This window comes from Microterricola viridarii (genome assembly GCF_001542775.1).
GTDB lineage: Bacteria > Actinomycetota > Actinomycetes > Actinomycetales > Microbacteriaceae > Microterricola > Microterricola viridarii_A.
The window spans coordinates 779420-805358 of the sequence record NZ_CP014145.1 but is presented as its reverse complement, the minus strand read 5'-3'; the positions used below and the strand labels follow the sequence as shown (position 1 = coordinate 805358).

The 25939-nt window shown below is 67.4% G+C and carries 22 protein-coding genes; 3 read left to right on the top strand and 19 right to left on the bottom strand.

What is annotated here, in order from left to right; translation table 11 throughout:
• Nucleotides 1-29: 29 nt before the first annotated feature.
• Entirely contained in the window at nucleotides 30-287 is a 258-nt protein-coding gene (locus tag AWU67_RS16855; protein WP_082716749.1) for a YlxR family protein, read from the bottom strand.
• 182 nt (nucleotides 288-469) lie between these two features.
• Nucleotides 470-1468 (bottom strand): transcription termination factor NusA, encoded by a 999-nt coding sequence (gene nusA, locus AWU67_RS03590; protein ID WP_067226791.1) that lies wholly within the window; start codon nucleotides 1466-1468, stop codon nucleotides 470-472.
• A 150-nt stretch (nucleotides 1469-1618) separates the two neighbouring features.
• Between nusA and AWU67_RS03585 the strand changes: the two genes are divergently transcribed.
• Together AWU67_RS03585 and AWU67_RS03580 are read left to right on the top strand one after the other, a co-directional pair.
• Nucleotides 1619-3109, top strand: coding sequence for an alanine/glycine:cation symporter family protein (locus AWU67_RS03585; protein ID WP_067226790.1), 1491 nt, complete (start codon nucleotides 1619-1621; stop codon nucleotides 3107-3109).
• Nucleotides 3110-3300: 191 nt separating this feature from the next.
• Nucleotides 3301-4191 (top strand): endonuclease domain-containing protein, encoded by an 891-nt coding sequence (locus tag AWU67_RS03580; protein ID WP_160329714.1) that lies wholly within the window; start codon nucleotides 3301-3303, stop codon nucleotides 4189-4191.
• Between the two features lie 108 nt (nucleotides 4192-4299).
• Here the strand turns inward: AWU67_RS03580 and serA are convergent, their stop codons facing one another.
• The 11 genes from serA to AWU67_RS03530 all read right to left on the bottom strand — a co-directional run bounded on the left by serA (nucleotide 4300) and on the right by AWU67_RS03530 (nucleotide 14886).
• Nucleotides 4300-5892, bottom strand: a complete 1593-nt coding sequence (gene serA / locus AWU67_RS03575; RefSeq protein ID WP_067226788.1) for a phosphoglycerate dehydrogenase — start codon at nucleotides 5890-5892, stop codon at nucleotides 4300-4302.
• Nucleotides 5893-6075: 183 nt separating this feature from the next.
• On the bottom strand, nucleotides 6076-6453 hold the full coding sequence (locus AWU67_RS03570; protein WP_234407349.1) for a bacitracin resistance protein: 378 nt from the start codon (nucleotides 6451-6453) through the stop codon (nucleotides 6076-6078).
• Nucleotides 6450-6929, bottom strand: a complete 480-nt coding sequence (locus AWU67_RS03565; protein WP_067226786.1) for a hypothetical protein — start codon at nucleotides 6927-6929, stop codon at nucleotides 6450-6452. Before AWU67_RS03565 ends, AWU67_RS03570 begins: the two co-directional genes overlap by 4 nt.
• Nucleotides 6926-7678: a copper homeostasis protein CutC gene (locus AWU67_RS03560; protein WP_067226785.1), complete on the bottom strand. Its 753-nt coding sequence runs from the start codon at nucleotides 7676-7678 to the stop codon at nucleotides 6926-6928. The genes AWU67_RS03565 and AWU67_RS03560 overlap by 4 nt, the downstream gene beginning before the upstream one ends.
• Before the next feature lie 5 nt (nucleotides 7679-7683).
• On the bottom strand, nucleotides 7684-9051 hold the full coding sequence (locus tag AWU67_RS03555; protein ID WP_067226784.1) for an alpha-L-fucosidase: 1368 nt from the start codon (nucleotides 9049-9051) through the stop codon (nucleotides 7684-7686).
• Nucleotides 9051-10643, bottom strand: coding sequence for a M81 family metallopeptidase (locus AWU67_RS03550; protein ID WP_067232052.1), 1593 nt, complete (start codon nucleotides 10641-10643; stop codon nucleotides 9051-9053). Before AWU67_RS03550 ends, AWU67_RS03555 begins: the two co-directional genes overlap by 1 nt.
• A 13-nt stretch (nucleotides 10644-10656) precedes the next feature.
• A complete protein-coding gene (locus AWU67_RS17655; RefSeq protein WP_234407348.1) occupies nucleotides 10657-10917 on the bottom strand; it encodes a hypothetical protein in 261 nt (86 codons plus the stop codon).
• Nucleotides 10887-11720: an ROK family protein gene (locus tag AWU67_RS03545; protein ID WP_234407347.1), complete on the bottom strand. Its 834-nt coding sequence runs from the start codon at nucleotides 11718-11720 to the stop codon at nucleotides 10887-10889. The genes AWU67_RS17655 and AWU67_RS03545 overlap by 31 nt, the downstream gene beginning before the upstream one ends.
• A gap of 2 nt (nucleotides 11721-11722) precedes the next feature.
• Complete coding sequence (locus tag AWU67_RS03540; protein WP_082716747.1) at nucleotides 11723-12694, bottom strand: carbohydrate ABC transporter permease; 972 nt, start codon at nucleotides 12692-12694, stop codon at nucleotides 11723-11725.
• Complete coding sequence (locus AWU67_RS03535; protein ID WP_067226783.1) at nucleotides 12684-13595, bottom strand: carbohydrate ABC transporter permease; 912 nt, start codon at nucleotides 13593-13595, stop codon at nucleotides 12684-12686. The genes AWU67_RS03540 and AWU67_RS03535 overlap by 11 nt, the downstream gene beginning before the upstream one ends.
• Before the next feature lie 34 nt (nucleotides 13596-13629).
• Entirely contained in the window at nucleotides 13630-14886 is a 1257-nt protein-coding gene (locus AWU67_RS03530) for an ABC transporter substrate-binding protein (protein ID WP_067226782.1), read from the bottom strand.
• Between the two features lie 284 nt (nucleotides 14887-15170).
• On the opposite strand from AWU67_RS03530, the gene AWU67_RS03525 reads away from it, so the two are divergent.
• Nucleotides 15171-16346: an ROK family transcriptional regulator gene (locus AWU67_RS03525; protein WP_067226781.1), complete on the top strand. Its 1176-nt coding sequence runs from the start codon at nucleotides 15171-15173 to the stop codon at nucleotides 16344-16346.
• Between the two features lie 462 nt (nucleotides 16347-16808).
• Here AWU67_RS03525 and AWU67_RS03520 read toward each other — a convergent pair whose 3' ends face one another.
• The 6 genes from AWU67_RS03520 to AWU67_RS03495 form a co-directional block, all read right to left on the bottom strand.
• Nucleotides 16809-18074: an alpha-L-fucosidase gene (locus AWU67_RS03520; RefSeq protein ID WP_067226780.1), complete on the bottom strand. Its 1266-nt coding sequence runs from the start codon at nucleotides 18072-18074 to the stop codon at nucleotides 16809-16811.
• 162 nt (nucleotides 18075-18236) lie between these two features.
• Nucleotides 18237-19262, bottom strand: a complete 1026-nt coding sequence (gene ilvC / locus AWU67_RS03515; RefSeq protein ID WP_067226779.1) for a ketol-acid reductoisomerase — start codon at nucleotides 19260-19262, stop codon at nucleotides 18237-18239.
• Between the two features lie 68 nt (nucleotides 19263-19330).
• Entirely contained in the window at nucleotides 19331-19840 is a 510-nt protein-coding gene (gene ilvN / locus AWU67_RS03510; protein WP_067226778.1) for an acetolactate synthase small subunit, read from the bottom strand.
• Nucleotides 19841-19843: 3 nt separating this feature from the next.
• Nucleotides 19844-21580, bottom strand: coding sequence for an acetolactate synthase large subunit (locus tag AWU67_RS03505; RefSeq protein WP_234407346.1), 1737 nt, complete (start codon nucleotides 21578-21580; stop codon nucleotides 19844-19846).
• A 151-nt stretch (nucleotides 21581-21731) separates the two neighbouring features.
• On the bottom strand, nucleotides 21732-23426 hold the full coding sequence (gene ilvD / locus AWU67_RS03500; protein WP_067226776.1) for a dihydroxy-acid dehydratase: 1695 nt from the start codon (nucleotides 23424-23426) through the stop codon (nucleotides 21732-21734).
• Between the two features lie 40 nt (nucleotides 23427-23466).
• Entirely contained in the window at nucleotides 23467-25704 is a 2238-nt protein-coding gene (locus tag AWU67_RS03495; protein ID WP_234407345.1) for a bifunctional alpha,alpha-trehalose-phosphate synthase (UDP-forming)/trehalose-phosphatase, read from the bottom strand.
• Nucleotides 25705-25939 lie beyond the last annotated feature (235 nt).

Genomic DNA, 25939 nt, shown 5'->3' with positions numbered 1-25939 from the left:
ATTTTGAGCCGCTCATTAGTTGTTACTCATTAGATGTTCACGGTGCCATTCAGCCTGTTCTCTAAGGTGATCGTGTCAAGTGCTGTAGCCACTCGCAGCGCCCGGCCGAAGGCCCGACGCTGCACGGCTACTCGATAGCACTCGATTGTCGGATGCAGCCACGCACCCCTTCCCGGCAGAGAAGCATTGTCATCGACAACAAGTTCTGATTTCCCGGCAACAACCCTCAGAAGCGAGGATTTCGGAGCGCGTGAACGGCAAGCAACGCACGTTCTAACGGGTTCCATCTTAGCACTCACTGTTCAGTCGGGCCGACCTGGCGTGTCGGGGCCAGGCGGCAGGTCGGCGGCAGCCCGGGCCCCCGTGGTTACCTCTGAACCGCATCCTTGCTGGTGCGGTTCAGAGGATTCCTTGGTTTAGCGACGCTAGCGCGTCGCGGGCTGCCGCCTTTCGCCAAAATTGATATCCCTCAGTCGTCCTCAAGAATCGAATCAGGCTGGATATCAATTTTGGCGCCCGTGAGCTTCGCTGCCAGGCGGGCGTTCTGGCCCTCCTTGCCGATGGCCAGCGACAGCTGGTAGTCGGGCACGAGCGCACGAACGGCCTTGGTGGCCTCGTCGATCACGAAGGCGCTGGTCACCTTGGCCGGCGAGAGCGCGCTGGCGACGAAGGTGGGCAGGTCTGCCGAGTAGTCGACGATGTCGATCTTCTCATTGTTGAGCTCTGCGGTCACCGCGCGCACGCGCTGGCCGAGCTCACCGATGCAGGCACCCTTGGCGTTGACGCCGGGCTCGGTTGCCCGAACGGCGATCTTGGTGCGGTGCCCGGCCTCACGAGCCAGCGACACGATCTCGACGACGCCGTTGGCGATCTCCGGGACCTCCAGTGCGAACAGCTTGCGCACAAGGGAGGGGTGGGTGCGCGACACGGTGATCTGCGGACCCTTGGCACCCTTGGCGACGCTCGTCACGAAGACACGGATGCGCGTGCCGTGCTTGTACTCCTCGCCGGGAACCTGCTCCTCTGGGGGCAGGATCGCCTCGATGGTGCCGAGGTCGACGTGGATCATGCGCGGGTTCGGTCCCTGCTGGATCACGCCGGCGATGATGTCGCCCTCGCGTCCGCGGAACTCGCCGAGCACTGCGTCATCCGCCAGGTCACGCAGACGCTGGTTGATGACCTGCTTGGCGGCGAAAGCCGCGATGCGGCCGAAATCACTGGGAACATCCTCGGACTCGCCGATGATGTTGCCTTCCTCGTCGAGCTCCGGAACCATGACGGCGATGTGGCCGCTCTTACGGTTCAGCTCGACGCGCACTCCCTGCGAGTCCACGTGACCGTGCGACTCGGGGTTGACGTGCTTGACATATGCGGTCAGGATCGCCTGCTCGATAATCTCCACGAGCTCGTCGAAGGGGATTTCCTTCTCGCGTTCCATCTGACGCAGGACGCTGAGGTCGATGTCCATTGCCGGCCTCCTCTATTCACATTCTCGCCACCGCAAAAACGTGCAGTGGCGTACCGATCTACGTTAGCTGACTCTCGGGCACTTGCGCACCACGGCACGGCAATGTCGAGGAATACCCACCTCGGGCACACGCAAGTCATACTGGGGCACATGGATTTGCTCAGTGACCTCATAGCGACAGTCGGCGACCAGTTCTGGACATGGATCGTGCTGCCCGTTGTGGTCGGTCTCGGCCTCTACTTCACCGTGCGCAGCGGAGTGGTGCAGTTCCGGCTGATCCCCGAGATGCTGCGCACCCTCACCGACAAGACGCCGCGCGGCGAGGACGGCAAGCCGCAGTCGGTCTCGGCATTCCAGGCATTCACGATTTCTGCGGCCTCCCGGGTCGGCGTCGGCAACATCGCCGGCGTCGGAACAGCGATCGCCATCGGCGGCCCCGGCGCGGTGTTCTGGATGTGGGCGATGGCGTTCATCGGCGGCGCGTCGAGCTTCGTGGAGTCCACGCTCGGCCAGATGTACAAGGTCAAGGACGAGTCCGGATTCCGGGGCGGACCTGCGTATTACATGCAGCACGGCCTCAAGGCGCGCTGGATGGGCATCATCTTCGCCGTCATCCTGATTCTCTGTTTCCCGCTCGCCTTCAGCTCGCTGCAGGCCAACACCATCTCGGCCACCATCAGCTCCAGCATCGGCGGAGAGGTGCCCGGCTGGCTCGGCTGGGCGATCGGCGTCGTCCTGGCTGTGCTGACCGGGCTCGTCGTGTTCGGCGGCGTGCGCCGCATCGCCTCCGTCACCCAGGCCGTCGTGCCGCTGATGGCGTTGCTCTACCTGCTGCTCGGGCTCGTCATCGTGGCCATGAACATCGAGAAGCTGCCCGAGGTGTTCGCCTCGATCTTCACGCAGGCCTTCGGCTACAACGAGGTGATCGGCGCGACGATCGGCACGATCATCATGACGGGTGTCAAACGCGGCATGTTCTCCAACGAGGCCGGGCTCGGTTCTGCCCCGAACGCCGGCGCCTCCGCCGCCGTCACCCACCCGGTCAAGCAGGGCCTGGTGCAGACCCTCGGCGTCTACTTTGACACGTTCCTGATCTGCTCGATCACGGCGTTCATCATCCTGGTCTCCACACCGGACCTGGCCGGGGCGACCCGCGGGATCGGGCTCACCCAGAACGCGATCGTCGCCAACCTGGGGTCGTGGTCGAACATCCTGCTCAGCGTGATCATCTTCCTGCTGGCGTTCAGCTCGATCCTCGGCAACTACTACTACGGCGAGTCGAACATCGAGTTCATCACCAAGAAGCGCTCGGTGCTGACCGGCTACCGCGTCGTCGCGGTTCTCGTCATTCTGCTCGGCTCCGTGGCATCCGCCGACCTGGTCTGGAACACCGCCGACGGCATCATGGGCCTGATGGCGATGGTGAACCTGATCGCGATCATGCTGCTGTCTGGCGTGGCTTTCCGGCTTCTCAAGGACTACACGGCGCAGCGGCGGGCCGGCCACGACCCGGTCTTCACGCAGTCGCGCATGCCCGACCTGGACGGCGTCGAGTGCTGGGTCGATGTGCAGTCGGTCACCGGCACCATCCCGGTGCTGCGCGACTCGGTGCACAAGGATCACCTGCACGAGCAGCGCTAAGCGCCACCACACAGGCACACTCAGCGCAGTTGTGGCCCAGAATCCTCGGATTCTGGGCCACAACTGCGTTTTTTGCCCGGAGCCGTGACCGGCTGTGGACAACTTCTGCGCGCACGGCCCGACTCCGCCAGCATGGAGCCATGCCAGCGCGACAACCGCTCCCGCCGCACCTGCACGGCGCGGCCTTCGGTGTGAACGACACCGATTGGCACGGGCTCAGCCGGAAGCGCCTCCGTGCCCGCGACGTGGATGCGCCGTTTCGCGGCGTGCGCAGCGTCGGGATCGACACCGCCACCCTGCACGGTCGCTGTCTGGCGTATGAGCCGCTGCTCGGAGCGAACCAACTCTTCTGCGGGGTGACGGCGGCACGCCTTCTCGGCATGCCACTGCCGCTGGGTGTGCTGGACGCGACCGACCTGCACGTCGGCACGCTCGACGGCGCGCAGCCGCCGCGGCGACGCGGAGTGATCGGGCGACGCCTGCCCACCGCGACACGAGAGGCGACCTCCCCCGGTGGCTTCTCGGTGACAGCGCCGGCCGACACCTGGTGTCAGCTTGCCGCCACGCTCACCCGCGAGCAGTTGACCGCGGTGGCCGACTATCTGATCTCCGGCGAGCGGCTGGCGGGCACCACGCGCGGCGCGGCGCTCTGTGCGCCGGATGAGCTGCGTGCGGCGCTCGAGCGCCACGGCCGGCGCACTGGCGCGGCACAGCTGCGCTGGGCACTCCGTGCGGCCCGAAGGGGTGTGGACTCGGCTCCGGAGACGCTGCTGCGCCTCCTGCTCGTCGCGGAGCACTTCACCGAGCCGAGCATCGGCTTTCCGGTCCCCGTGGAGGGCGGCCTGATTCTGCACCCCGATCTCGCCTGGCCAGAGCTGCGTATCGCGATCGAGTACGAGGGCGATCTGCATCGCTCCAGCGCGCGACGCTACCGCTCCGACATTCGCCGCTACGAGATGTTGGCGGCGGCGGGATGGCGCGTCATCCGCGTAACAGCAGATGATCTCGCCGCTGAACGCGACGCCTTCATCGCCCGCGTGCACAGGATTCTGGCGGACCGGCTCGTCGAGCTCGGGCGCTGAGCTCGGGCGCTGAGACGGGCGCTGAGCAGGCGGTAAACGCAGTTGTGGCCCAGAAACTCGCGTTTCTGGGCCACAACTGCGTTGGGTGCGGCGCAGGCGCCGCGGGTATTACTCGGTGATGTCGATCTCGACCATGACGTCGGCGGCGATGCGCTCGCGCACCGAGGCCAGCAGGCCGTCGGGCACGGGCGAGTCAACGGTCAGCACGCTGAGCGCCTGGCCGCCGGCCTCGTGCCGGGCGATCTGCATGCCGGCGATGTTGATACCGGCCTCTCCGAACTCGGCGCCGTAGACTGCGACGATTCCGGGGCGGTCGGCGTAGATCATGACGATGTGGTGCTGGGCGATCGGGATCTCGACGCCGTAGCCGTTGATCTCGACGATCTTCTCGATCTGCTTGGTGCCGGTCAGGGTGCCGGAGACCGAGACCTGCGAACCGTCGGCCAGCGCGCCGCGCAGGGTGATGACGTTGCGGTACTCGTCGGAGACGCCGTCGGTGATGAGGCGCACCGTGATGCCGCGCTGCTCGGCGAGCAGCGGCGCGTTCACGTATGAAACGGTCTCGCTGACCACGTTTGTGAAGATGCCCTTGAGCGCGGCGAGCTTGAGCACGCTGACGTCGTAGTTGGAGAGCTCGCCGTGCACCTCGACGTCGACGCTGGTCAACGGGCTGCTGTGCGCAACACCGGAGAACACCTGGCCGAGCTTCTCGACGAGCGGGATGCCGGGGCGCACGTACGGGTCGATGACTCCGCCGGCGACGTTGACGGCATCCGGGACCAGCTCGCCGGCCAGGGCGAGGCGCACCGACTTGGCCACGGATACGCCGGCCTTCTCCTGAGCCTCGTCGGTCGAGGCGCCGAGGTGCGGCGTGACGATCACGTTCGGGAGGGCGAGCAGCGGGGAGTCGACGGGCGGCTCGGTGACGAACACATCGAGGCCGGCACCGGCGATCTCGCCGTCGGTGAGCGCGGTGTGCAGCGCGTCCTCGTCGATCAGGCCGCCACGGGCGACGTTGACGATGTAGGCAGACTTCTTCATCTTGGCGAACTGCGGGGTGCTGATCATGCCGAGCGTCTCCGGCGTGCGCGGCATGTGGATCGTGATGAAGTCGCTCTGCTCGAGGAGCTCGTCGAGCGAGACCGGGGTCACGCCGAGCTGCTGGGCGCGGGCCGAGGTGATGTAGGGGTCGTAGGCGATGACGCTGACGCCGAAGGACTGCAGGCGAGCGGTGATCAGCGCGCCGATGCGGCCGAGTCCGATGATGCCGACGGTCTTCTCGTAGAGCTCGGTGCCGGTGTAGGCGGAGCGCTTCCACTGGCCCTGCGCGAGCGCGTTGTGTGCGGCGGGGATGTGGCGGGCGAGGCTCAGGATGTGGCCGACGGTGAGCTCGGCGGCCGAGATGATGTTGGAGGTCGGCGCGTTGACGACCATGACACCGGCCGTGGTGGCCGACTTGATGTCGACGTTGTCGAGGCCGACACCGGCGCGGGCGATGACCTGCAGCTTGGGGGCGGCGGCGATGGCTTCGGCGTCAACCTGCGTCGCGGAGCGCACCAGGATGGCGTTGGCCTCGGCGATCGCGGCAAGCAGCGCCGGGCGGTCGGTTCCATCAACGGAGCGCACGTCAAAGTCGGGCCCGAGGGCATCGACGGTTGCGGGCGACAGTTCTTCGGCAATCAGCACGATCGGCTTGGGCACGATGTATCAGTTTCCTTTGTGGTCGGATGCGACGGAATCGAACGCGGAATGAACAACGGGTTCGGGCGCCACGGCCATTGGGGCGCTGATACTCCCCCACTTTAGTGGAGCGTCGGGGGTGCTCGTGACGCCCGCTCAGGCGTCTGACCTGACGCCCGACCGGGTGCCCGATCGGGCGCCAGATCAGACCCCAGAAAGGTCCAGGATCGGACCGAAAGCGAATACTCCGATGATGTTGAGATATATGACGGCCGACACGCACAGGCCCACGAAGAGGAACGCGGCGAGGGCGAGCGCGCCACGGTTGCGGCCCAGCCACAACGCGAGTGCGAACAGGGCCAGTGGCAACACCATGGCCCCGATCAGCACGACCCAGCCGTACACCGAGATGGGCAGGCCGAGCAGTGAGGCGCTCTGCTGGATCGCGAGCAGGTTGCCGAGCGCCTCCCACACGTCGAAGGCGTAAAACAGGCCGAAGAACACCGAGATGGTTGCGGCGAGCCAGATCGGCGTCCGGATGCCGTCGCGGGCGGGCGTGGTCTCAACAGCTGCGGTCATCATGCTCCACCCGTCCCCATAACGAACGGCAACGGGATCAGCACGACGGCGCCCAGCAGGAGAAAAAGCACGCGGCGGAGCGCACGGCCCTTCGTCTGCCAGAACACCAGCACGAACCATCCGGCCGGGGCCAGCACGGCGAGCCACAGCCCGACCGTGAACATGAGGTTGCCGACGAGGTCGACGGCGCTGTTCTGGGTGCGGCCGGCCGTGATCGCCCAGCCGATTGTGTAGAGCAGGTAGACGCCGCCGAGGATGCCGAGCACAATCAGCGCGAGCGAGCCGCCCGCAGCGGCATCCTGTGCCTGCGCCTCACGCTCAGGCGTCGCCTCGAGCGGTTCGGCGACCTTGCCGGGTCCGCCGACGGTCGTCCACCCCGGCGCGAGTGAGCTCTCCCCCGGCGTCGGGCTGGCACTTTCGAGGGTCGGATCGTCTTCGCCGGCCCAGCTCAGGGCGTCATCGTCGGGGTCGCGCGTCATGCCTCAAGCGTAGCCGCCAACACGGCGGCGGCGGCCGCCGCGGCGACGTCACCGTCGGTCTTGTCGTAGCTCTGAGCTCCCCCGCCCGGCCCGCTCGGCGACGGGTCGGCGACGGTGACCTTGGCAGAGAGGTGCACGGCGTCGACGCCGGCCGCGAGCAGCGCGCCGATGTCTTCGACCCGCACCCCGCCGCCGGCCATGATCTGCAGTCGGTCGCCCACGTGCTGCTTGAGCGCGCCGAGCGTCTGGATGCCGTCGATGCTGCGGGCTGCGCCACCCGAGGTGAGCACCCGGGTCAGGCCCAGGCCGACAAGGACGTCGGCGGTCTGCAGCGGCGACTCGACGGCGTCGATGGCGCGGTGGAAGGTGACCTGCATGCCCTCGGCCGCGGCGAGCAACTCGGCCGTGACGGCCTTGTCGACGAGGCCGGATGCCGTCAACGCCCCGATCACTACGCCGCCCGCGCCGGCCGCTCGCGCCGCGCGGATATCGCGGATGGTCGTCTCGACCTCAGCCGCCGTGTAGACGAAGCCGCCGGGCCGCGGGCGCACCAAAACGTGCACGAAGCCGTCGGCGCCGGCGAGCGCTGCCGCCTCGACGGCCTGCTCGATGATGCCGATCGACGGGGTGAGCCCGCCGACGCCGAGCGCGCCGCACAGCTCGATCCGGTTGGCCCCGACCCGGAGCGCGGTGTGCACCCCATCGAGGTCCTGGACGGCGAGTTCTAGTGCGGGGCTCTTCGAGGTCATGTGGTTCACGCTAGCGGGTCGGCGAGAACGGCCACCGCAACGGGCGAGCCGCGCAGTGCCTCGGGCACGACGAGGCGGGCGCCGGAGCCAGGCGTCGCGGCCAGCACCTCGGCCGGCTGCGATCCGCCCTGGCCGAGCCAGTGCACCAGCGAACCGGCCTGGTACTCGGCGGGCAGCGCCACCTCGCCGGTGCTGGCATCCGTCGCCTGCAGGAACAGCGTGCCGTCATTCTGCGTGTACGAGACGGCCTGGCCGGTCTCGCCGGCACGCTGCCACGGCCGCGTGCCGTAGATGGCCTCGCCGTTGCCGCGGAGCCAGCTGCCCATGGCGGCCATGCTCTGCTGCTGCAGCTCGGGGATGGAGCCGTCGGCGCGCGGGCCGACGTTGATCAGCAGGTTGCCGTTTTTGCTCACCACGTCAACGAGCAGGCGGATCAGGGCGTCGCCGGAGAGCGTGTGCTCAGGGCCCTCGACCTGGTTGTAGCCGAAGGAGTAGCCGAGACCACGGGTGGATTCCCACGGCTGCTCGATGATGTTCTCGACATGCCGATACTCGCGCGTGATGAAGCCGTGGTAGGGCACACCCCAACGGTCGTTGACCACGCCGTGCGGGATCTTGTCGAGGTAGCGCTCGAGCAGGGCCGCGACGGCGTAGGGGTCGTGCCCCTTGCCGCCGTCGGGCCAGTCGATGTCGTTCCAGAGGATGTCGGGTTCGAATCGCTCGATCAGCTCTTCGAGCTGGGCCGCGCTGTAGCGCGAGAACTGCTCGTCGTTGCGGCGGTAGCGGAACAGGTCGGTGTCCGACTCGATGGGCGGGAACTCGCTGACGTGCCAGTCGAGTGCGCCGGAGAAGTACACGCCGAAGCGCTGGCCGGCGGCACGGGTCTCGCGGGCGATCTCGCTGATCAGGTCGCGCTTCGGGCCGCGGTTGACGGCGTTGAACGGCGTCGTCTCGGTGCCCCACAGGCAGAAGCCCTCGTGGTGCTTGGTGGTCGGGATGACGTAGCGGGCGCCCGCGTCGACGAGCGAGCCGACGAAGGCCTGCGGGTCGAAGGCGTCGGCGTTCCAGAGATCGGCGAGGTCTTCGTAGCTGGTTCCGGTGCCGTACTGCTCCTGGTGGCGCTCCCAAGTGGGGCTGCCGGCGATACGCACGGTGTTGCCGTACCACTCGGCGTACTGGTGGTGCGCGTAGGCGTCCTCCGTCGGCACGTTGCGGGTGCCGGTCGGGGTGCCCCAGGCGGGCACGGAGTAGAGGCCCCAGTGCACGAAGAAGCCGAGCTTGGCATCGCGGTACCACTCCGGCACCTGAGCGTCGGGGTAGGTGGGGCCGTTGGCGCCGAAGTCGGGTCCGACGCGGCTCTCGAAGTTCAGCATTAGAGGGTCTCGATTCCATCTGCCGTGCGGCGGGTGATGACGGCGCGCAGCGCGGGCGTGCCTGTCGTGTCGAAGGGGAAGACCCCCGGTTCCAGGTGCGAGTGGCCGAGACGCAGCAGGTCCTGGTCCACGCCGCCGGGGGTGAGGGCCAGCTTCCAGCGCTCCCCCTCGATGGCGCCAGTGGTCAGCGCGTAGAGCTCGGGCTCGAGATAGCCGATCTTGACGAACACGATGTCCATCTGGTTCGGGTCGATGCCGAGCTGGGTGAAGTCGTGAATGTGGTGGAAGGGCTTCCGCCGTTCCGTGATGATGGCGTGCACGCCGCCGGCCTTGACGACGACCTGGATGCCGGCATCCGAGTCGCCCTCGGTGATGGAGAACACCTCGCCGGTGATGGCGACGGGGCCGGACGGGCCACCGTCGACGCGGCCGCCGACCTCGAGCGAGACCGTGCCGCCGACGCCGGCCGCGACGGCCTGGGCGACGGCTGCGGCGTCGAAGATCGACGCGTGCACCACGTTGACGCTGCCGTCGGCGAACTCGGGGCGGGCCAGCAGCTGGCCGAGCGTCCAGGAGACGTCGCCCGCGCCACCGGCGGTCGGGTTGTCGCCCGAGTCGCTGATCACGTACGGGCGGGCGTCGGATGCCGCGTTCGAGGCGAGTGCGGCGGCGATCGACGCGGCCAGCGGCAGGGCGTCGGCGACGAACGCGAAGTCGTCGCGGGCGTCCCAGTACAGCTTGCCGAGGCGCTCGGTCTCGGCGCGGATCGCCTCGACATCGTCACCGGTGGTCACGACGACGGCCTGGCAGCGTGCCTCGTCGGCCCAGGCGTAGCCCACCCAGATCGAGGAGTCGATGACGCCGTCGCGGGCCTCGGAGACAGGCACCTCGGCGTAGATGGTGCGCGCGGGCTCGATGCGCGTGCTGGTCTTCTCCCCGGGCAGCAGCACCGGCACGGGCAGCCACGCCTTGTAAGGCCGGCGGGCGTCGACGTCGGAGCCGACGGCGGAGCGCAGGCGCTCGAGCATGTTGAAGATGGCTCGCTGTTTCGTGTTCCAGTGGTCCTCGTGCGGGGCCATCCGGTAGCAGGTGATCAGGTCGCTCATGTCGAGGAGGGTGCGCGAGACGTTGCCGTGCAGGTCCATCGAGGTGGAGACAAAGGTGTCGGTGCCGAGTGCCTCGCGCACGGCCGTGCCGAGGTCGCCCTCTGCATCGGTCATGCCGACGACGCTCATGGCGCCGTGGATGTCGAAGTAGAAGGCGTCGAACGGACCGTGCTCGCGGATGCCGTCGAGGATCTCGGCCTTCAGCCGCTCGTAGGTCTCCCTTGCGACGGCGCCGCCCGGCAGCGAGCGGGCCTGCAACAGCGGCACCCAGTCGGCCGCCTCACGCAGCTCGGAGCCGGGCTCCATGAACGGGTAGTAACCGATCAGCACGTCGCCGCGGCGCTCGGTGAACGCCTCGTCGCCGCTGATGTGCGGCGAGAACGTGCTCGACTCGATCGAGATGCCGCCGATGCCGATGCGCGGGCGCACGAGGCCGCCCTCTGCGACTGGGGAGAGCGGGCCGGACCAGATTTCCGATGCTTCAATCACGCTGTAGTTCCTATGCTTGTGCGCTGAGGAGCGCGCTGTCTCTGTGTGCGTTGTTCATGTCGGCGCTGCTCGCGGCTGTGTTGTTCGCCGCCGCGTCATTCATGTCGGCGCTGTTCGCGGCTGCGCCGTTCGTGTCTGCGAGCCGCCAGGCCAGTGCCGCGGCTCCGATGGCAACGGAGTTGCCCCCGAGCGCGCTCGGCACGACGACGAGTGGGTAGCCGGAGACGGGCTGGTGCTTGCTCAGCGTCTCACGGAGCGCCGGTTCCAGCACGTCCCATGCACCACGCACTCCCCGCCGATGACGACATCTTGCACGTCGACCAGGTTGACCGCCGTGGCGATCGCGAGGGCGATGGCGTGCCCGGCCGCGTCGAAGGTTGCAACGGCATCCGCCTCACCGGCACGGGCGCGCTCGGCCACGAGCACGGCGGCGTCGGTGACGTCGACACCGGCTCGCTCGCTGTAGCGGGCCGCGATGGAGCGGCCGGATGCCAGCGTCTCCAGGTGGCCGACCTGGCCGCAGGTGCAGACGATGTCGCTGTAGCCGGGGGTGTGGCCGATCTCGCCGGCCGCGCCGCGGCCGCCCAGGAACACGTCGCCGCCGAGCGCGAGCGCTCCGCCGACCCCTGTGCCGAGCATGATGCCGAGCGCGTTCTGGCTGCCGGCGATCGCGCCGTAGCGGGTCTCGCCGAGCAGGAAGGCGTTCACGTCGTTGTCGACGGCGACGCCGACCCCGAGCCGCTCACCGAGGTCGTCGCCGAGCGCGAACCCGGCCCAGTCTGTGAAGGACTCCGAGGCGGCGATGATCACGCCGGTCTCGGCGTCGATGACGCCGGCCGCGCCGACACCGGCCGCGATGACGCGCAGGCCCAGCGATTCCTCGAGGCCCTGAACCAGCAAGGCCGCGGCACGGCTCATCGCCGTTCCGCCCTCCCTGGCCGGGGCCGGGACCGTGCCGGAGGCCAGCACGGTTCCGGCACGGTCAACGATCAGTGCAGAGATCTTGGTCCCGCCGATGTCGATTCCCGCCACGGCCACGGGCAGAGTCGTGCCCTGGCGTTGTGCGTTCGTCATGCTTAGCGACCGCCCAGACCGGCCATGGAGATGCCCTTGACCAGGTGTTTCTGCAAGGCGATGACGAGGATGGTTGTCGGGATCATCGAGATGATCGCGGCGGCCATCTGCAGGTCCCACCGGGTTCCGGTGAGGCCGGAGAAGCTGGCCAGACCGATCGGCAGCGTGCCGTGTGCGGAGTAGTCGACGGTCACGATCAGCGGCCAGAGGTAGCTGTTCCAGAAGCCGAGGAACGTGAACACGGAGAGCACGGCGACGCCGGACTTCGACAACGGCAGGATGATCTGCAGGAACGTGCGCACCGGGCCTGCGCCGTCGACGCGGGCCGCCTCTTCGAGCTCGAACGGGATTCCGCGGAAGAACTGGCGCATCAGGAAGGTACCGAACGCGGTGAACGCGAACGGGAAGATCAGCGCCTGGTAGGTGTCGACCCAGCCGAACCACTGCATCACGATGAACATCGGAATGACGATGACCTCGGCGGGAACCATGAGCGTGGCGAGGAACAGCACGAAGACGGCATCCCGGCCCTTCCAGCGCAGGCGGCCGAAGGCGTAGCCGGCCATCGTCGACACGGCCAAGACAACGAGCGTTCCGGCGATCGCGACGAAGAATGAGTTGCCGATGTAGGTCAGGAACGGGCCGTAGCTGAACACATCGATGAAGTTCGTCCAGCGGACCTCCGACGCGATCAGCGTCGGCGGCATCGAGAAGATTTCCTGGTTCGGCTTCATGGCCGAGAAGAACGCGTAGACAAGCGGCGCCATGAAGATGGCGGCGGCGAGGTAGACGCCGATGTGGGCGAAGACCAAGCGGACCTTCTCGCCCCGGTTGAGCGGCGACTTGCCGGCGACCTGCTCTGCGTCATCGGCACGGCGGCGCTTGCGCGGCGGCTTCGCGGTGGTCAGCAGGCGGGTGGCGTGCGAGCCCTCCGCGGAGGGCGGGGCTGTGGTCAAGGTGTTGCTAGTGCTCATAGTGCACCCACTTCTTCTGAGCGCCGAACTGCGCGGCGGTCATTGCGATGATGATGGCGAAGAGGATCCAGGCGGCCGCTGCGGCGAGGCCGAGGTCCTGGAACTTGAATCCCTGGTTGTAGATGAACTGCACGATCGGCTGGGTCGAGTTGCCCGGGCCACCGCCGGTGAGCATCTGCGGCTGCACGAAGACCTGCATCGCGCTGATCATGGTCATGATGCTCGCGAAGAAGATCGACGGCGAGGTGAGCGGCACGGTGATCTTCCACAGCATCCGGATGCCGGTGGCACCGTCGATGCGCGCGGCCTCAACGACCGACTCCGGCAGCTGCTCGAGGGCGGCGGAGAAGATCAGCATGTTGTAGCCGAGGCCCTGCCAGACGCTCATCATGACGACCATGATCATGGCCCACTGCGGGTCGGCGAGGAAGTTGGGCAGTTCGATGCCGAACCAGGTCTGCGAGAGGCCGTTGACCAGACCCTGCGGCTGCAGCAGCATCTTCCAGACCAGCACGTTGGCGACCATCGGGGTCACCACGGGGATGAAGAAGAGCACGCGCAGTGCGCCGCGGCCGCGGATGCGCGAGTGCAGCGAGAGCGCGAGCAGGTAGGACAGCGCGACGCTGATCGGCACGTAGAGCAGTGCGAACACGAACGTGTTGCGCAGCGCCGGCCAGAAGTCGGGGCTGTCGGTGAAGAGCTTGACGTAGTTGTCGAAGCCGACGAAGGTCTTCTCCCCGACGGTGGGCCAGTCGAAGAAGCCCATCACGATTGAGAGTGCTACGGGGACGAAGGTGAACAGGGCGAGGCCCGCCAGGGCCGGGCTGACAAAGCCCAGCGCCTGACGGGATTCGCTCTTTGCAAGAGCCCCTCGACGAGGTGTTTGAGTACCGTTCGACATGTCGAGAGGACTCCTCGCTTTCGTTAGTTAGTGATTACTTGCCGAACTGCGACTGAGCGGTCTTGAGCACGTTGGCCATGCTCTCCTGACCGTTGTAGACGCTGACCAGCTGCGGCTGGATGAAGGTGTCGATCTTGGACCAGTTGTCGGTGACGTACTGTCCCTGGACGTTGCTGAAGGCCGACTCGAAAGCGGACTGCACCTGGTCGCGGTACTCGGCCGGGAGCGACTCGAAGTACAGCGGCTGCGAGGAGACGCGGGCCGGGTAGCTGCGGCCGGAGGACGCGATGTAGTCCTGCGACTCGACGCTCAGCAGCGAGCCGAGAACCTTGAGGGCCGCTTCCTTGTTGTCGCAGTCCTGGGCGATGCCGAAGCCGGAGCCGAGCACGAGGCCGAGCGAACCGTTCGGGCCGGCGGGCAGCGGTGCCATGCCGGCGGTGAAGCCGGGGTCGTTGTCGAGGTAGCCGACAGCGTTCCAGGTGCCGTCAACAGCCATGGCCGCCATGCCGCTGGAGTACTGGTTCTCGCCCCAGCCCGTGTCGGATGCGGAGGAGACGGGCTGTGCGACCTTCTCCTTGGTGACGAGCTCGCCGTACCAGGTGGCTGCGTCAACGAAGGCGGGGTTGGTCAGGTCGAGCGTGCCGTCCTGCTTCACCGGCTGGACGCCAGCCTTGGCGATGGGCAGGGCCTGCCACTGGAAGCCGCCCATGCCGATGCCGAATCCGGCGTGCTTGTCGGTGGTGGCAGCCTTGGCGGTTGCCTCGAAGTCGTCGAAGGTCCAGCCGTCGGCGGGCACCGGTGCACCGGTCTCGCCCAGCATGTCGGCGTTGTAGTAGGTGAGCATGGTGGCCATGTCGAACGGCACGCCGTAGGCGTCGCCCTTGTTGCTCAGGATCTCCATCGCGCCATCGGCGAACTCGTCCTTGACGATGCCGGCGGTGGCCAGGTCCTCGTCGGTGAGCTTGGCGAAGCCGGCGGTGTAGCTGGAGAGCATTCCGCTGTTCATGCCGGTGACGCAGGCCATGTTGCCCGAGGCCATGTTCGTGGTGAGCTTCGTGAAGAAGTCGCCCCACGGTGCGGTGCGCAGCTCGATCTTGAGGTCGGGGTTCGCCTTCTGGGCGATAGCGACCTGGGCCTCGAGCGCCGCGGTGTCGTCCTGGCTGCCTGCCCACATGTCAACGACGATCTTGTCGCCGCCGGCGCTGCCTGCGTCTGCGCCGCCGGCGCTGCAGCCGGTCAGGACGAGCGCTGCCGAAGCGGTCAGAGCCGCTGCGATGTGCATCTTCTTCATCGAAAAATGTCTCCTCAGTGCGGGCCACTCGCGCGGCCACTTTTAGTAATGCAGGATGCGCACCTCGCGAGGGAATGCCTCGTTACGTGCTCAGGGAACGATCAACTTAATTTGAGCCTCAAAGCAAGTTGATCCTGTTCTTGCTTGAAGTTATCCTCGCAGACAGCGGGCAAAAAGGTCAACTTTCATCCGATGTCTGTTCATTACGGTCTTGTAACGCCGCAAATACACGGGTCCTGCCACCCAAGCAGTAGTGTCTACTTAATTCGAGGATGAGGGAAATTATGTCGCCCATTGGCCCACGCACCGGCGTGCACGGCAACGAGCAGTACACGAAGCAGATCATCGACCTCATCGCCTCCGGCACCGCCACCTCGCGCAGCGAGATCTCCAGAGCCCTCGGCATCGCCCCGTCGACGGTGTCGCTGCGCGTGGCCGAGTTGGAACGGCGCGGCCTCATCATCGAGCGCGGGGTTGGCAGCTCCAGCGGCGGCCGCAAGCCCCGCATCCTCTGCCTGCGCGAGGGCACCGACTTCGCCGTCGTCGCCGACCTCGGTGGGCAGCACGCCCGCATCGGCCGGGTCGACCTGGCCGGGGTGCTGCACGAGACCGCGACTTTCCCCGTGCGCATCAACGACGGCCCGGAGGCGACGCTCAGACTCGTCTGCGCGGCGTTCGCCGAGATGATCGCGGCGGCCCCGGATGCCGCAACGAGCAGGCTGCGCGGCATCGGGATCGCGCTGCCAGGTCCGACGTCTGAGGAATTCGGCGGCGTCGAGCTGCCCTCCCGCATGCCCGGCTGGCAGGGCTTCTCCGTGCGCGACCGGCTGGCGCAGGAGTTCCCCGGCGTGCCCATCGCCGTCGACAACGACGCCAACCTGATGGCGCTCGGCGAACACTATGCGCAGCTCACCGCGGAGCAGCACAGCATCACGGTGAAAGCCGGCACGGCCATCGGCAGCGGCATCATCGTGCGCGGCGCGCTCTACCGAGGTGCGACGGGGGCGGCGGGCGATGTGACGCACACCCGCATCTCGGCGGCTGCATCCGAGCCCTGCTCCTGCGGCAACATCGGCTGTCTCGAGACCGTGGCCAGCGGCGCCGGGCTGGTGCGCCAGCTGCGCGAGCGCGGCGTCGACGTCGAGACGACCTCAGACGTCATCGAGCTCGCCCGCAACGCGCACCCCCTCGCCACCACGTTGGTGCGCACCGCTGGCACGTACCTCGGCGAGGTGCTGTCGAGCGTCGTGAACTTCTTCAACCCGGACGCGCTGTTCCTGACCGGTGGCATGGCCTCGTGCGAGCCCTTCATCGCCGCGGTGCGCAGCCGAGTCTACGAGGGCTGCCACCCGCTGGTGACGCGCAACCTGCGCATCGAGGCGGCCAGCACCGGGCCGGATGCCGGACTGCTCGGCGCTGCGCACCTGGTGCGCGAGAAGGTCGAGCTGCTCGACGGCTAGCCGACGCTGCTCCCGCACCGCTCCCCCGGCATCCGCCCGGCACCAGCCAGCCAGTCAGCGCCACTTCGTGCGCCTTCGCGCCACCTCACCTGGCGCGGAGCGCCACGAAGTGGCGCAGGGCGGGGCTGCCGACCCTCCCGCCCCGGCTCCCGATCGGGAGGCACTCGGCGGGTTGGGAGGCGGCGTTCGGCGAGAACCGCCTCCCGATCCCCGGTCGACCTCCCGATCCCCGTCGGCCTCGCCACCCAAGCTGGCGCACGTACCCCGTCGGCTCGCCTAACCCCCGTCGGCTCGCCTATCCCCCGTTGGCTCGAGGGAGCGCCAGCGACCGAAGCCAATACCGCGCGACGCCGCCGTCGCCCCTGCATCAGCTGGCCGGGCCCGCCCAGCGCCACTTCGTGCGCCTCCGCGCCACCTCACCTGGCGCGCAGACGCACGAAGTGGCGCAGGGCGGGGCTACGGCTACGCGCTGAGCGTCAGCTCGATCACGGGAACCGCCACGTCGGGGCGGCGGGTCGGCAGCGACAGCGTGAGGGTTCCGGCGGCCTGGCCGGCCGGCTGCGTGACGAGCGCCTGCTGGTCCGGGTCGGAGACGCTCATCTTCACCCACGAGCCGTCGTGCAGCAGCCGCGCATAGCTCACCGCACCGGCCAGCCCGGGCAGGTGCACGAAGCCCATCGGCCAGGTGAACAGGTGCAGGTAGAGCTTGTTGCCGCGCTGCGTGTAGACGCCCTCGCGCGGTGGGGTGTGCACGGCGTGGCCGGCACCCACAATCGCCCGCTCGTGCAGCCGCATCCACTCGCCGATCTCGGCGAGCAAGGCGGTGTCGCGCTTGTCGAGCGCTCCTCTGCCGTTCGGGCCGACGTTCAGCAGCATGTTGCCGCCCATCGACACCGAGTCGGCCAGCATCCGGATCAGCAGGTCGGCCGACTTGTGGTTGTCGTTGTCGCGGTCATAGCCCCACGAGCCGTTCGTGGTCTGGCAGGCTTCCCACAGCACGGGCACCCCGTCGGTGAACAGGGGCGACGTCGGCTGGTACTGCTCCGGGGTGACGAAGTCGCCGGGGATGCCGAGGCGGTCGTTGACGATCATGCCGGGCTGCAGCTCGCGACAGAGGGCGAGCAGGCCCGCCGCGTCCCAGTCCTCCGCAGATTTGCCGGCCCAGCCCTGCTTCGTCTCCGGGTAGGTGTAGTCGAAGAACAGGTAGTCGATGTCACCGTAGCCGGTGAGCAGCTCGCGCATCTGGCCGTGCAGGAACTCGCGGTAGCGGGCCATGTCGCGGCCCTCGTTCAGCGCGTGCGCGTTCTCGTCGTCGCGTCGGGGGTGCACCCAGTCCACGGTGAAGTCGGGGTGGTGCCAGTCGATCAGCGAGTGGTACAGGCCTACCTTCAGGCCCTCTGCACGCAGTGCGTCGACGAGCTCCCGCACCAGGTCGCGGCCGCAGGCCGCCTGCGCGTTGAAGTCGCTGAGCCGCGTGTTCCAGAGCGCGAAGCCTTCGTGGTGCTTGGTGGTGAGCACCACGTAGCGCATGCCGGCCTGCTTGGCCGTGCGGGCGATCTCGCCTGCGTCGAAGAGGTCGGGGTCGAAGTTGTCGAAATACTGGCGGTAGTCGGCATCCGTCAGCTTCTCGTTCGTCTGCACCCACTCGTGCCTGGCGGCACCGCTGTACAGGCCGAAGTGGATGAACATGCCAAAACGGGCGGTCGTGAACCAGTCAACTGCAGACACGGCGTTGTACTCCTGGGGTGATGAGGCGAATGACTCCCCTGAGCCTAGCGCTAGACATCCGATGTCTGTAACGGCGGTGCCACGGCGGGCATCCCGGCCCGGCGGTTAACGCACGGTGGCCCGCCTCCTGGGAGGCGGGCCACCGCGGTGAGCTAGTAGAAACTAGCGCGAGACGCTGCCGTCGGTGTAGTCCTCGTCCAGCTGCTTCCACGCGAAGAGGCTGCGCAGTTCGCGGCCGGTGACCTCGATCGGGTGAGCCTCGCCCTTGGCGCGGAGCGCGAGGAACTCGGGAGCTCCGGCGTCCTGGTCGTCGATGAAGCGCTTGGCGAATGCACCGCTCTGGATGTCGGCGAGAACGGCCTTCATGTTCTCCTTGACGCTCGGGTCGATGACGCGCGGGCCCGAGACGTAGTCGCCGTACTCAGCGGTGTCGGAGACGCTCCAACGCTGCTTGGCGATGCCGCCCTCCCACATCAGGTCAACGATGAGCTTGAGCTCGTGCAGAACCTCGAAGTAGGCGATCTGGGGCTGGTAGCCAGCCTCGGTCAGGGTCTCGAAGCCGTACTGGACGAGCTGCGAGACGCCACCACAGAGAACGGCCTGCTCACCGAACAGGTCGGTCTCGGTCTCTTCGGTGAAGGTGGTCTTGATGACGCCGGCGCGGGTGCCACCGATCGCCTTCGCGTAGGAGAGAGCGATGTCCCAGGCCTGGCCGGTGGCGTCGTTCTCGACGGCGATGATGTCCGGGATGCCGCGGCCGGCAACGAACTCGCGGCGCACGGTGTGGCCGGGGGCCTTCGGGGCGACGAGGATGACGTCGACGTCCTGAGGGGCGTCGATGTAGCCGAAGCGGATGTTGAAGCCGTGCGCGAAGGCGAGGGTCTTGCCCGCGGTCAGCTTGTCCTTGATCTGGTCGTTGTAGATCGAACGCTGGTGCTGGTCCGGAGCGAGGATCATGATGAGGTCAGCCCACTCGGCCGCGTCGGCGACGGAGAGAACCTTGAAGCCCTCGTCCTGCGCCTTGGGAGCCGACTTCGAGCCCTCCTTGAGGCCGATGACGACCTCGACACCGGAGTCACGGAGGTTCAGCGCGTGGGCGTGGCCCTGCGAGCCGTAGCCGACGATGGCAACCTTCTTGCCCTGGATGATCGACAGGTCAGCGTCTTTGTCGTAAAGGATCTCAGACATTCGTGTTTCTCTCTAACTTGTTTGTGGTGGTGTGGAAGTTGGGCCGGGTGTTGCGGTGCAGCAGGTGTCTAGCTCTTGAACACGCGCTCGGTGATCGACTTGGAGCCACGGCCGATGGCCAGACGGCCCGACTGTGCGATCTCCTTGATGCCGTAGGGCTCGAGAACGCGCAGCAGCGCGGTCGTCTTGCCCGAATCGCCGGTGACCTCGATCACGAGGGCGTCGCTGGCGACGTCGACAACGCTGGCGCGGAACAGGGTGACGGCCTCGAGCACCTGCGAGCGCGTGGTGTTGTCGACCTTCACCTTGATGAGGAGGTGCTCACGCTGCACGGACTGTGCGGCATCCAGCTCGACGATCTTGATCACGTTGACCAGCTTGTTCAGCTGCTTGGTGACCTGCTCGAGCGGGAACTCCTCGACGTCAACGACGACGGTGATGCGCGAGAGGCCCTCGATCTCGCTGTGACCAACGGCGAGGCTCTCGATGTTGAAGCCGCGGCGCGCGAACAGGCCGGCGACGCGGGTGAGCAGGCCGGGCTTGTCTTCGACGAGCAGGCTCAGAACGTGGGTGCTCATGGCTTACTCCTCTTCCCAGGCTGGTGCTTTGTCTTTGGCGTACTGCACGGCGCTGTTGGAGAGCCCCTGCGGAACCATCGGCCAGACCATGGCGTCGCGGCTCACGATGAAGTCGATGACGACCGGGCGGTCGTTCGTCTCCAGTGCGAGCTTGATGGCGGCATCCACTTCGTCCTCTGTCCGGACCCGGATGCCGAGGGCACCGTAGGCGTCGGCCAGCTTGACGAAGTCCGGCACCATGGCCGTCTCGTGGCCGGTGTTCAGGTCGGTGAAGCTGTGCCGTCCCTCATAGAACAGGGTCTGCCACTGGCGCACCATGCCGAGCGAGGAGTTGTTGATGATCGCGACCTTGATCGGGATGTTGTTGATGACGCAGGTGGCAAGCTCTTGGTTGGTCATCTGGAAGCATCCGTCGCCGTCGATCGCCCAGACAACGCGATCCGGCTCGGCCACCTTGGCGCCCATGGCGGCGGGGACCGAGTAACCCATGGTTCCCGCACCACCCGAGTTCAGCCAGGCGTTGGGGCGCTCGTACTTGATGAACTGCGCGGACCACATCTGGTGCTGGCCGACGCCGGCCGCATAGATGCCCTCCGGGCCGGTGAGCTCACCGATGCGCTGGATCACGTACTGCGGGGCGAGCAGGCCGTCGGTCGGCTTGCTGTAACCGAGCGGGAACTGCTTGCGCAGCCCGTTCAGGTTCTCCCACCACTCTGAGATGTCAGGCGCCACACCTCCGGTCACCTCGGCCAGGGCCGCGGTGAGGTCGACGATCACGTCTTTGGCGTCACCGACGATCGGCACGTCCGCATTGCGGATCTTGGAGATCTCGGCCGGGTCGACGTCAACGTGCACGATCTTGGCATTCGGCGCGAACAGCGACACCTTGCCGGTGACGCGGTCGTCGAAGCGGGCGCCGAGCGAGATGATCAGGTCGGCGTCCTGCAGCGAGAGCACGGCGGGCACGGTTCCGTGCATTCCGGGCATGCCCAGGTGCTGCGGGTGCGAGTCCGGGAACGCGCCGCGGGCCATCAGCGTGGTGACGACGGGGGCACCGGATGCCTCTGCGAGCACCTTCAGCTCGGCCGAGGCGCGGGCGCGGATCACACCGCCGCCGACGTAGAGCACCGGCTTCTTGGAGTCGGCGAGCAGCTGAGCCGCGGCCTGGATCTGCTTGCCGTGCGCCTTGGTGACGGGGCGGTAGCCGGGCAGGTCGATCTTCGGCGGCCAGGTGAACACCATCTCGCCCTGCTGGGCGTCCTTGGTGATGTCCACCAGCACGGGGCCGGGGCGACCGGTCGAGGCGATCAGGTGCGCGGCGGCGATCGTCGCCGGGATGTCCTCTGCCTTCTTGACCAGGAAGGAGTGCTTGGTGATCGGCATCGTGATTCCCACGATGTCGGCCTCCTGGAAGGCATCCGTCCCCATCAGCGTGGAGAAGACCTGACCGGTGATCGCCAGAAGCGGCACCGAGTCCATGTAGGCGTCGGCGATGGCCGTGACGAGGTTCGTGGCACCGGGGCCGGATGTCGCGATCGCGACGCCGACCTTGTTGCTGGAGGACGCGTAGCCCTCAGCCGCGTGGCCAGCGCCCTGTTCGTGGCGAACGAGGATGTGGCGGATCGCGGTCGAGCTCATCAGCTCGTCGTAGAACGGGATGATGGCGCCGCCCGGCAGACCGAAGACGTCCTTGACGCCCAGCAGTTCGAGGCTGCGCAGGATCGCGCCGGAGCCCGTCATCTTTTCGGGGCCCAGTTTCGCTGAGCCGGCATGTGGAGTGGCCGGAACCCCAGCACCCGTCTTGGGTGCTGGAGGCGTCGGCACGTTCTGAGATTCCGTAGGCATACGGTGGTTTCCCTTGGGTACGTGATGGATTGATGAATCGCGGCGACTAGCCGGTGACTGCGCCTTCGGCTGCAGAGTGCACAAGCTTGGAGTACTTCGCGAGAACGCCACGGGTATAGCGCGGGGGAAGAGGTGCCCAGCCTTCACGGCGGGCGGCCAGCTCAGTCTCATCGACAAGTAGGTCAAGGGAGCGGGCCGCGATATCGACCCGTATAAGATCACCATCGCGCACGAATGCAATAGGACCTGCGTCCACTGCTTCGGGTGCTATGTGGCCGATGCACAGTCCGGTTGTGCCACCTGAGAATCGGCCGTCCGTCAAGAGTAGTACATCTTTTCCGAGCCCGGCACCCTTGATGGCCGCGGTGATGGAAAGCATCTCGCGCATACCCGGGCCGCCCTTGGGGCCCTCGTAGCGGATGATGACGACATCGCCCTTGCTGATCTTGCCCTCGGTCAGGGCATCCATTGCTCCGCGCTCGCGTTCGAACACGCGGGCGGGGCCCTCGAAGATGTCGGCGTCGAAGCCGGCGGTCTTCACGACGGCGCCCTCGGGGGCGAACGAGCCCTTGAGCACGGTGATGCCGCCGGTGGCGTGGATCGGGTTGTCGAGCGTGCGGATGACCTCGCCGTCCAGCGGATCCGGGTTCAGCGCCTCGAGGTTCTCTGCGAGCGTCTTGCCAGTCACGGTCATGACGTCACCGTGCAGCAGGCCGGCCTCGAGCAGGGCGCGCATGAGAACCGGGATGCCGCCGTGGCGGTCGACGTCGGCCATGACGTACTTGCCGAACGGCTTCATGTCGGCCAGGTGCGGAACCTTGTCGCCGATGCGGTTGAAGTCGTCGAGGGTGAGCTCGACCTCTGCCTCATGGGCGATGGCGAGCAGGTGCAGCACGACGTTGGTCGAGCCGCCGAGCGCCATGGCGACCGTGACGGCGTTCTCGAACGCCTTCTTGGTCATGATGTCGCGGGCGGTGATGCCGAGGCGCAGCATGTTGACGACGGCCTCGCCGGAGCGGTGCGCGTAGTAGTCGCGGCGGCGGTCGGCCGAGGGCGGTGCGGCAGAGCCGGGCAGGCTCATTCCGAGCGCCTCCGCGACGGACGCCATGGTGTTGGCGGTGTACATGCCACCACAGGCACCCTCGCCGGGGGCGATGGCGCACTCGATGCGCTTGAGGTCTTCCTCGCTCATGGTGCCGGCCTTGCAGGCGCCGACGGCCTCGAAGGAGTCAATGATGGTGACCTCCTTCTCTGTGCCGTCGGTCAGCTTCACCCAGCCGGGGGCGATGGAGCCCGCGTAGAGGAACACGGATGCCAGGTCGAGGCGGGCGGCGGCCATCAGCATGCCGGGCAGCGACTTGTCGCATCCGGCCAGCAGCACGGTGCCGTCGAGGCGCTCGGCCATGATGACGGTCTCGACGGAGTCGGCGATGACCTCACGCGAGACGAGCGAGAAGTGCATGCCCTCGTGGCCCATCGAGATGCCGTCGGAGACGGAGATGGTGCCGAACTGCAGCGGGTATCCGCCGCCGGAGTGCACGCCCTCCTTGGCGCCCTGGGCGAGCCGGTCCAGGCTCAGGTTGCAGGGGGTGATCTCGTTCCACGAGCTCGCGATGCCAATCTGCGGCTTGTCCCAGTCCTCGTCCCCCATGCCGACGGCGCGGAGCATTCCGCGGCTCGTGGTGGCTTCGATTCCATCGGTGACTGCACGGCTTCGTGGCTTGATATCAATCTCAGGCATGGCTTGAGTCTAGAACCTCGGCGGGGTGCACTACGCCCGCTCAGGAGCGGGCGCGATCCAGCGCCCCGGCCTGCGAGGCCCGGAAGTCGGCGAGCAGCGCCAGCACCTCGGCCAGCTCCTCCGGCCCGCGCACCCGGTTGCCGGCCACGGTGAAGCCCTGCCCGATCTTGAGCGAGAGGTCGTCGGCTCCCTGCACCGCGAAGGCGTTCTCGTCGGTGACGTCGTCGCCGGCGTAGAAGACGGATGTCGCATGGGTGTACTCGCGCAGGTACTTCAGCGCATCGCCCTTGTTTCCGTCGCGCACCGAGAACTCAAGCACGTTCTTGCCCTCCAACACCGTGAGGCTGGGCAGCGCGCTGGTTACAGCCCCGCGGGCGGTGCGTTGCAGCGCCTGCCCGACCGGCGTGGGCACGAGCCGCGTGTGCAGGGCGAATCCGGCCGGTTTCCGCTCCACCCACACACCCTCGGCCCGCGCGGCGATGCCGTCCAAGATCTCGGCGAGGGTCGCCAGCTGGGCGATCTCCTCGCTGAGCAGGTCGAGCGAGATGCCCGGCTGGTCGAGCTTCATCTCGATGCCGTGCGAGCCGGTCAAGAGCACCGACTCCGGCGGTTCGGCGACCTGCTCCAGGCTGACCAGGGCTCGCCCGGAGACGAACGCGACGCGGGTCTCTGGCAGGGCGATGAGGCGCATCACGGCGGCGCGGGCGCTCTCCAGCGCCCTGGCCTCCTCCGGTCGGTCCACGTGCGGGGCCAGAGTGCCGTCGAAGTCGAGGGCGATCAGAAGCCGAGGCGTCGCCGCCACCTCGCGCAGCTTGGTGACAAGGGCCTCCGGAATGCCCGGCTCGATCGCCGCGCGCCCGGTGAGCATGTCGAGGAAGGCCTTGGCCCAGTCAGAAACGTTGTTCTCGCGCAAACGCTTGCGCAGGGTCTTCATCCGCTTCTTGCGCTCTTTGCTCGGCATCCGTGCCGCGCTCTCGATCGCGTTCTTCAGCCCCTCGATGTCGTGCGGGTTGATCAGAAGGGCCTGCTTGAGCTCGTCGGATGCCCCGGCGAACTCGCTCAAGACGAGCACTCCGTCGTTGTTGATGCGGCTGGCCACGTACTCCTTCGCGACCAGGTTCATGCCGTCCCTGAGCGCGGTGACGAGCATGACGTCGGCGGCCAGGTAGAGGGCAACCATCTCCTCGCGCGGGTAGGCCTGGTGCAGGTAGGCGATGGCCGTGTGGCTGAGCGTCGAGTGGTCGCCGTTCAACCGGCCGACCTGCAGCTCGATTTCGTCACGCAACGACATATAGGTCGCGACACGTTCACGGCTCGGGCTGGCGACCTGCACCAGCACCGTCTTCTCGACGTCGAGGCGGCCCTGGGCGAGGAGCTCCCCATAGGCCTTCAGCCGGTGCCCGATCCCCTTGGTGTAGTCCAGGCGGTCCACGCCGAGCATCACGGTCTCCGGGTTGCCGAGGCCGGCCCGGATCTCGAGCGCCCTGGCCTGGATGTCGGGCCGGGCGGCGAGTTCCTCGAAGCCGGCGACATCAATCGAGATGGGAAAGTTCGTGGCGACGACGCGGCGGAGGTCGCCGTTGTCGCCGGGCACCTCGACGACCGTGTGCCGGGTCGTGTAACCCAAGAGCCGGCGCACGGCGCGGGTGAAGTTTCCGGCATCCGCCACCCGCTGGAAGCCGATGACGTCGGCGCCGAGCAGACCCTCGAGGATCTGTTTGCGCCAGGGCAGTTGCGAGTAGATGCCGTAGGGCGGGAAGGGAATGTGGTTGAAGAAGCCGATGACCAGGTCGGGCCGGATCGCGCGCAGCATGGCCGGCACGAGCTGCAGCTGGTAGTCGTGCACCCAGACCGTTGCCCCCAGCGCGGCTGCCCGGCCAGCGGCCGTTGCGAAGCGGCGGTTGACCGTGACGTAGCTCTCCCACCACTCGCGGTGGTAGCTGGGCGGTGCGATGACGTCGTGGTAGAGCGGCCAGAGGGTGTCGTTCGAGAAGCCCTCGTAGTAGCGCTCGAGGTCCTCTTCGCTGAGCGGAACGGGAATGATCGAGATGCCGTCGTGCTCGAAGGGGTCGAGTTCCCGGTCGGCGACGCCAGCCCAGCCGACCCATGCCCCGTCGGACTCGCGCATGACCGGCTCCAGCGCGGTGACCAGGCCGCCGGGCGAGGAGCGCCAGCCCTCCACGCCGTCCTCGTCCACAACGAAGTCGACCGGCAGGCGGTTCGAGACGACGACCAGGCCGTAGTCGCCGATGGGTTCAGGCTGCTTGGCTTTGGACACGGGTTCGGGGCTCTCTGACGCGGTAATGGTGTATCCGTTCCGGTGCGAAAGGCGCTCGCACCTTGCTCGCTTCCGAGGCTAGCACCGTGCCATTTCAACCGTTCAGTTAACTCAGGGGGTGTACTAACGCCACCGGCTGTGCTAACCGCGGGCGCGTTGCGCAGCGCCTTCCCTCCTGGGTGCAGAGAAGAGGGGCCTCCCGACCCCGTTGGCTCGATGCAGCGACGGGGGGCGG

Excerpts from the sequence above, each read along its gene's own strand:
- AWU67_RS03570 (WP_234407349.1), bottom strand. The coding sequence starts at position 6,453 with ATGATGACCGCAGCTGTTGAGACCACGCCCGCCCGCGACGGCATCCGG.
- AWU67_RS03540 (WP_082716747.1), bottom strand. The coding sequence starts at position 12,694 with ATGAGCACTAGCAACACCTTGACCACAGCCCCGCCCTCCGCGGAGGGC.
- AWU67_RS03530 (WP_067226782.1), bottom strand. The coding sequence starts at position 14,886 with ATGAAGAAGATGCACATCGCAGCGGCTCTGACCGCTTCGGCAGCGCTC.
- AWU67_RS16855 (WP_082716749.1), bottom strand. The coding sequence starts at position 287 with ATGGAACCCGTTAGAACGTGCGTTGCTTGCCGTTCACGCGCTCCGAAA.
- ilvN (WP_067226778.1), bottom strand. The coding sequence starts at position 19,840 with ATGAGCACCCACGTTCTGAGCCTGCTCGTCGAAGACAAGCCCGGCCTG.
- ilvC (WP_067226779.1), bottom strand. The coding sequence starts at position 19,262 with ATGTCTGAGATCCTTTACGACAAAGACGCTGACCTGTCGATCATCCAG.
- AWU67_RS03560 (WP_067226785.1), bottom strand. The coding sequence starts at position 7,678 with ATGACCTCGAAGAGCCCCGCACTAGAACTCGCCGTCCAGGACCTCGAT.
- ilvD (WP_067226776.1), bottom strand. The coding sequence starts at position 23,426 with ATGCCTGAGATTGATATCAAGCCACGAAGCCGTGCAGTCACCGATGGA.
- AWU67_RS03555 (WP_067226784.1), bottom strand. The coding sequence starts at position 9,051 with ATGCTGAACTTCGAGAGCCGCGTCGGACCCGACTTCGGCGCCAACGGC.
- AWU67_RS03565 (WP_067226786.1), bottom strand. The coding sequence starts at position 6,929 with ATGACGCGCGACCCCGACGATGACGCCCTGAGCTGGGCCGGCGAAGAC.
- nusA (WP_067226791.1), bottom strand. The coding sequence starts at position 1,468 with ATGGACATCGACCTCAGCGTCCTGCGTCAGATGGAACGCGAGAAGGAA.
- AWU67_RS03525 (WP_067226781.1), top strand. The coding sequence starts at position 15,171 with ATGTCGCCCATTGGCCCACGCACCGGCGTGCACGGCAACGAGCAGTAC.
- AWU67_RS03545 (WP_234407347.1), bottom strand. The coding sequence starts at position 11,720 with ATGACGAACGCACAACGCCAGGGCACGACTCTGCCCGTGGCCGTGGCG.
- AWU67_RS03585 (WP_067226790.1), top strand. The coding sequence starts at position 1,619 with ATGGATTTGCTCAGTGACCTCATAGCGACAGTCGGCGACCAGTTCTGG.
- AWU67_RS03535 (WP_067226783.1), bottom strand. The coding sequence starts at position 13,595 with ATGTCGAACGGTACTCAAACACCTCGTCGAGGGGCTCTTGCAAAGAGC.
- AWU67_RS03505 (WP_234407346.1), bottom strand. The coding sequence starts at position 21,580 with ATGACGGGCTCCGGCGCGATCCTGCGCAGCCTCGAACTGCTGGGCGTC.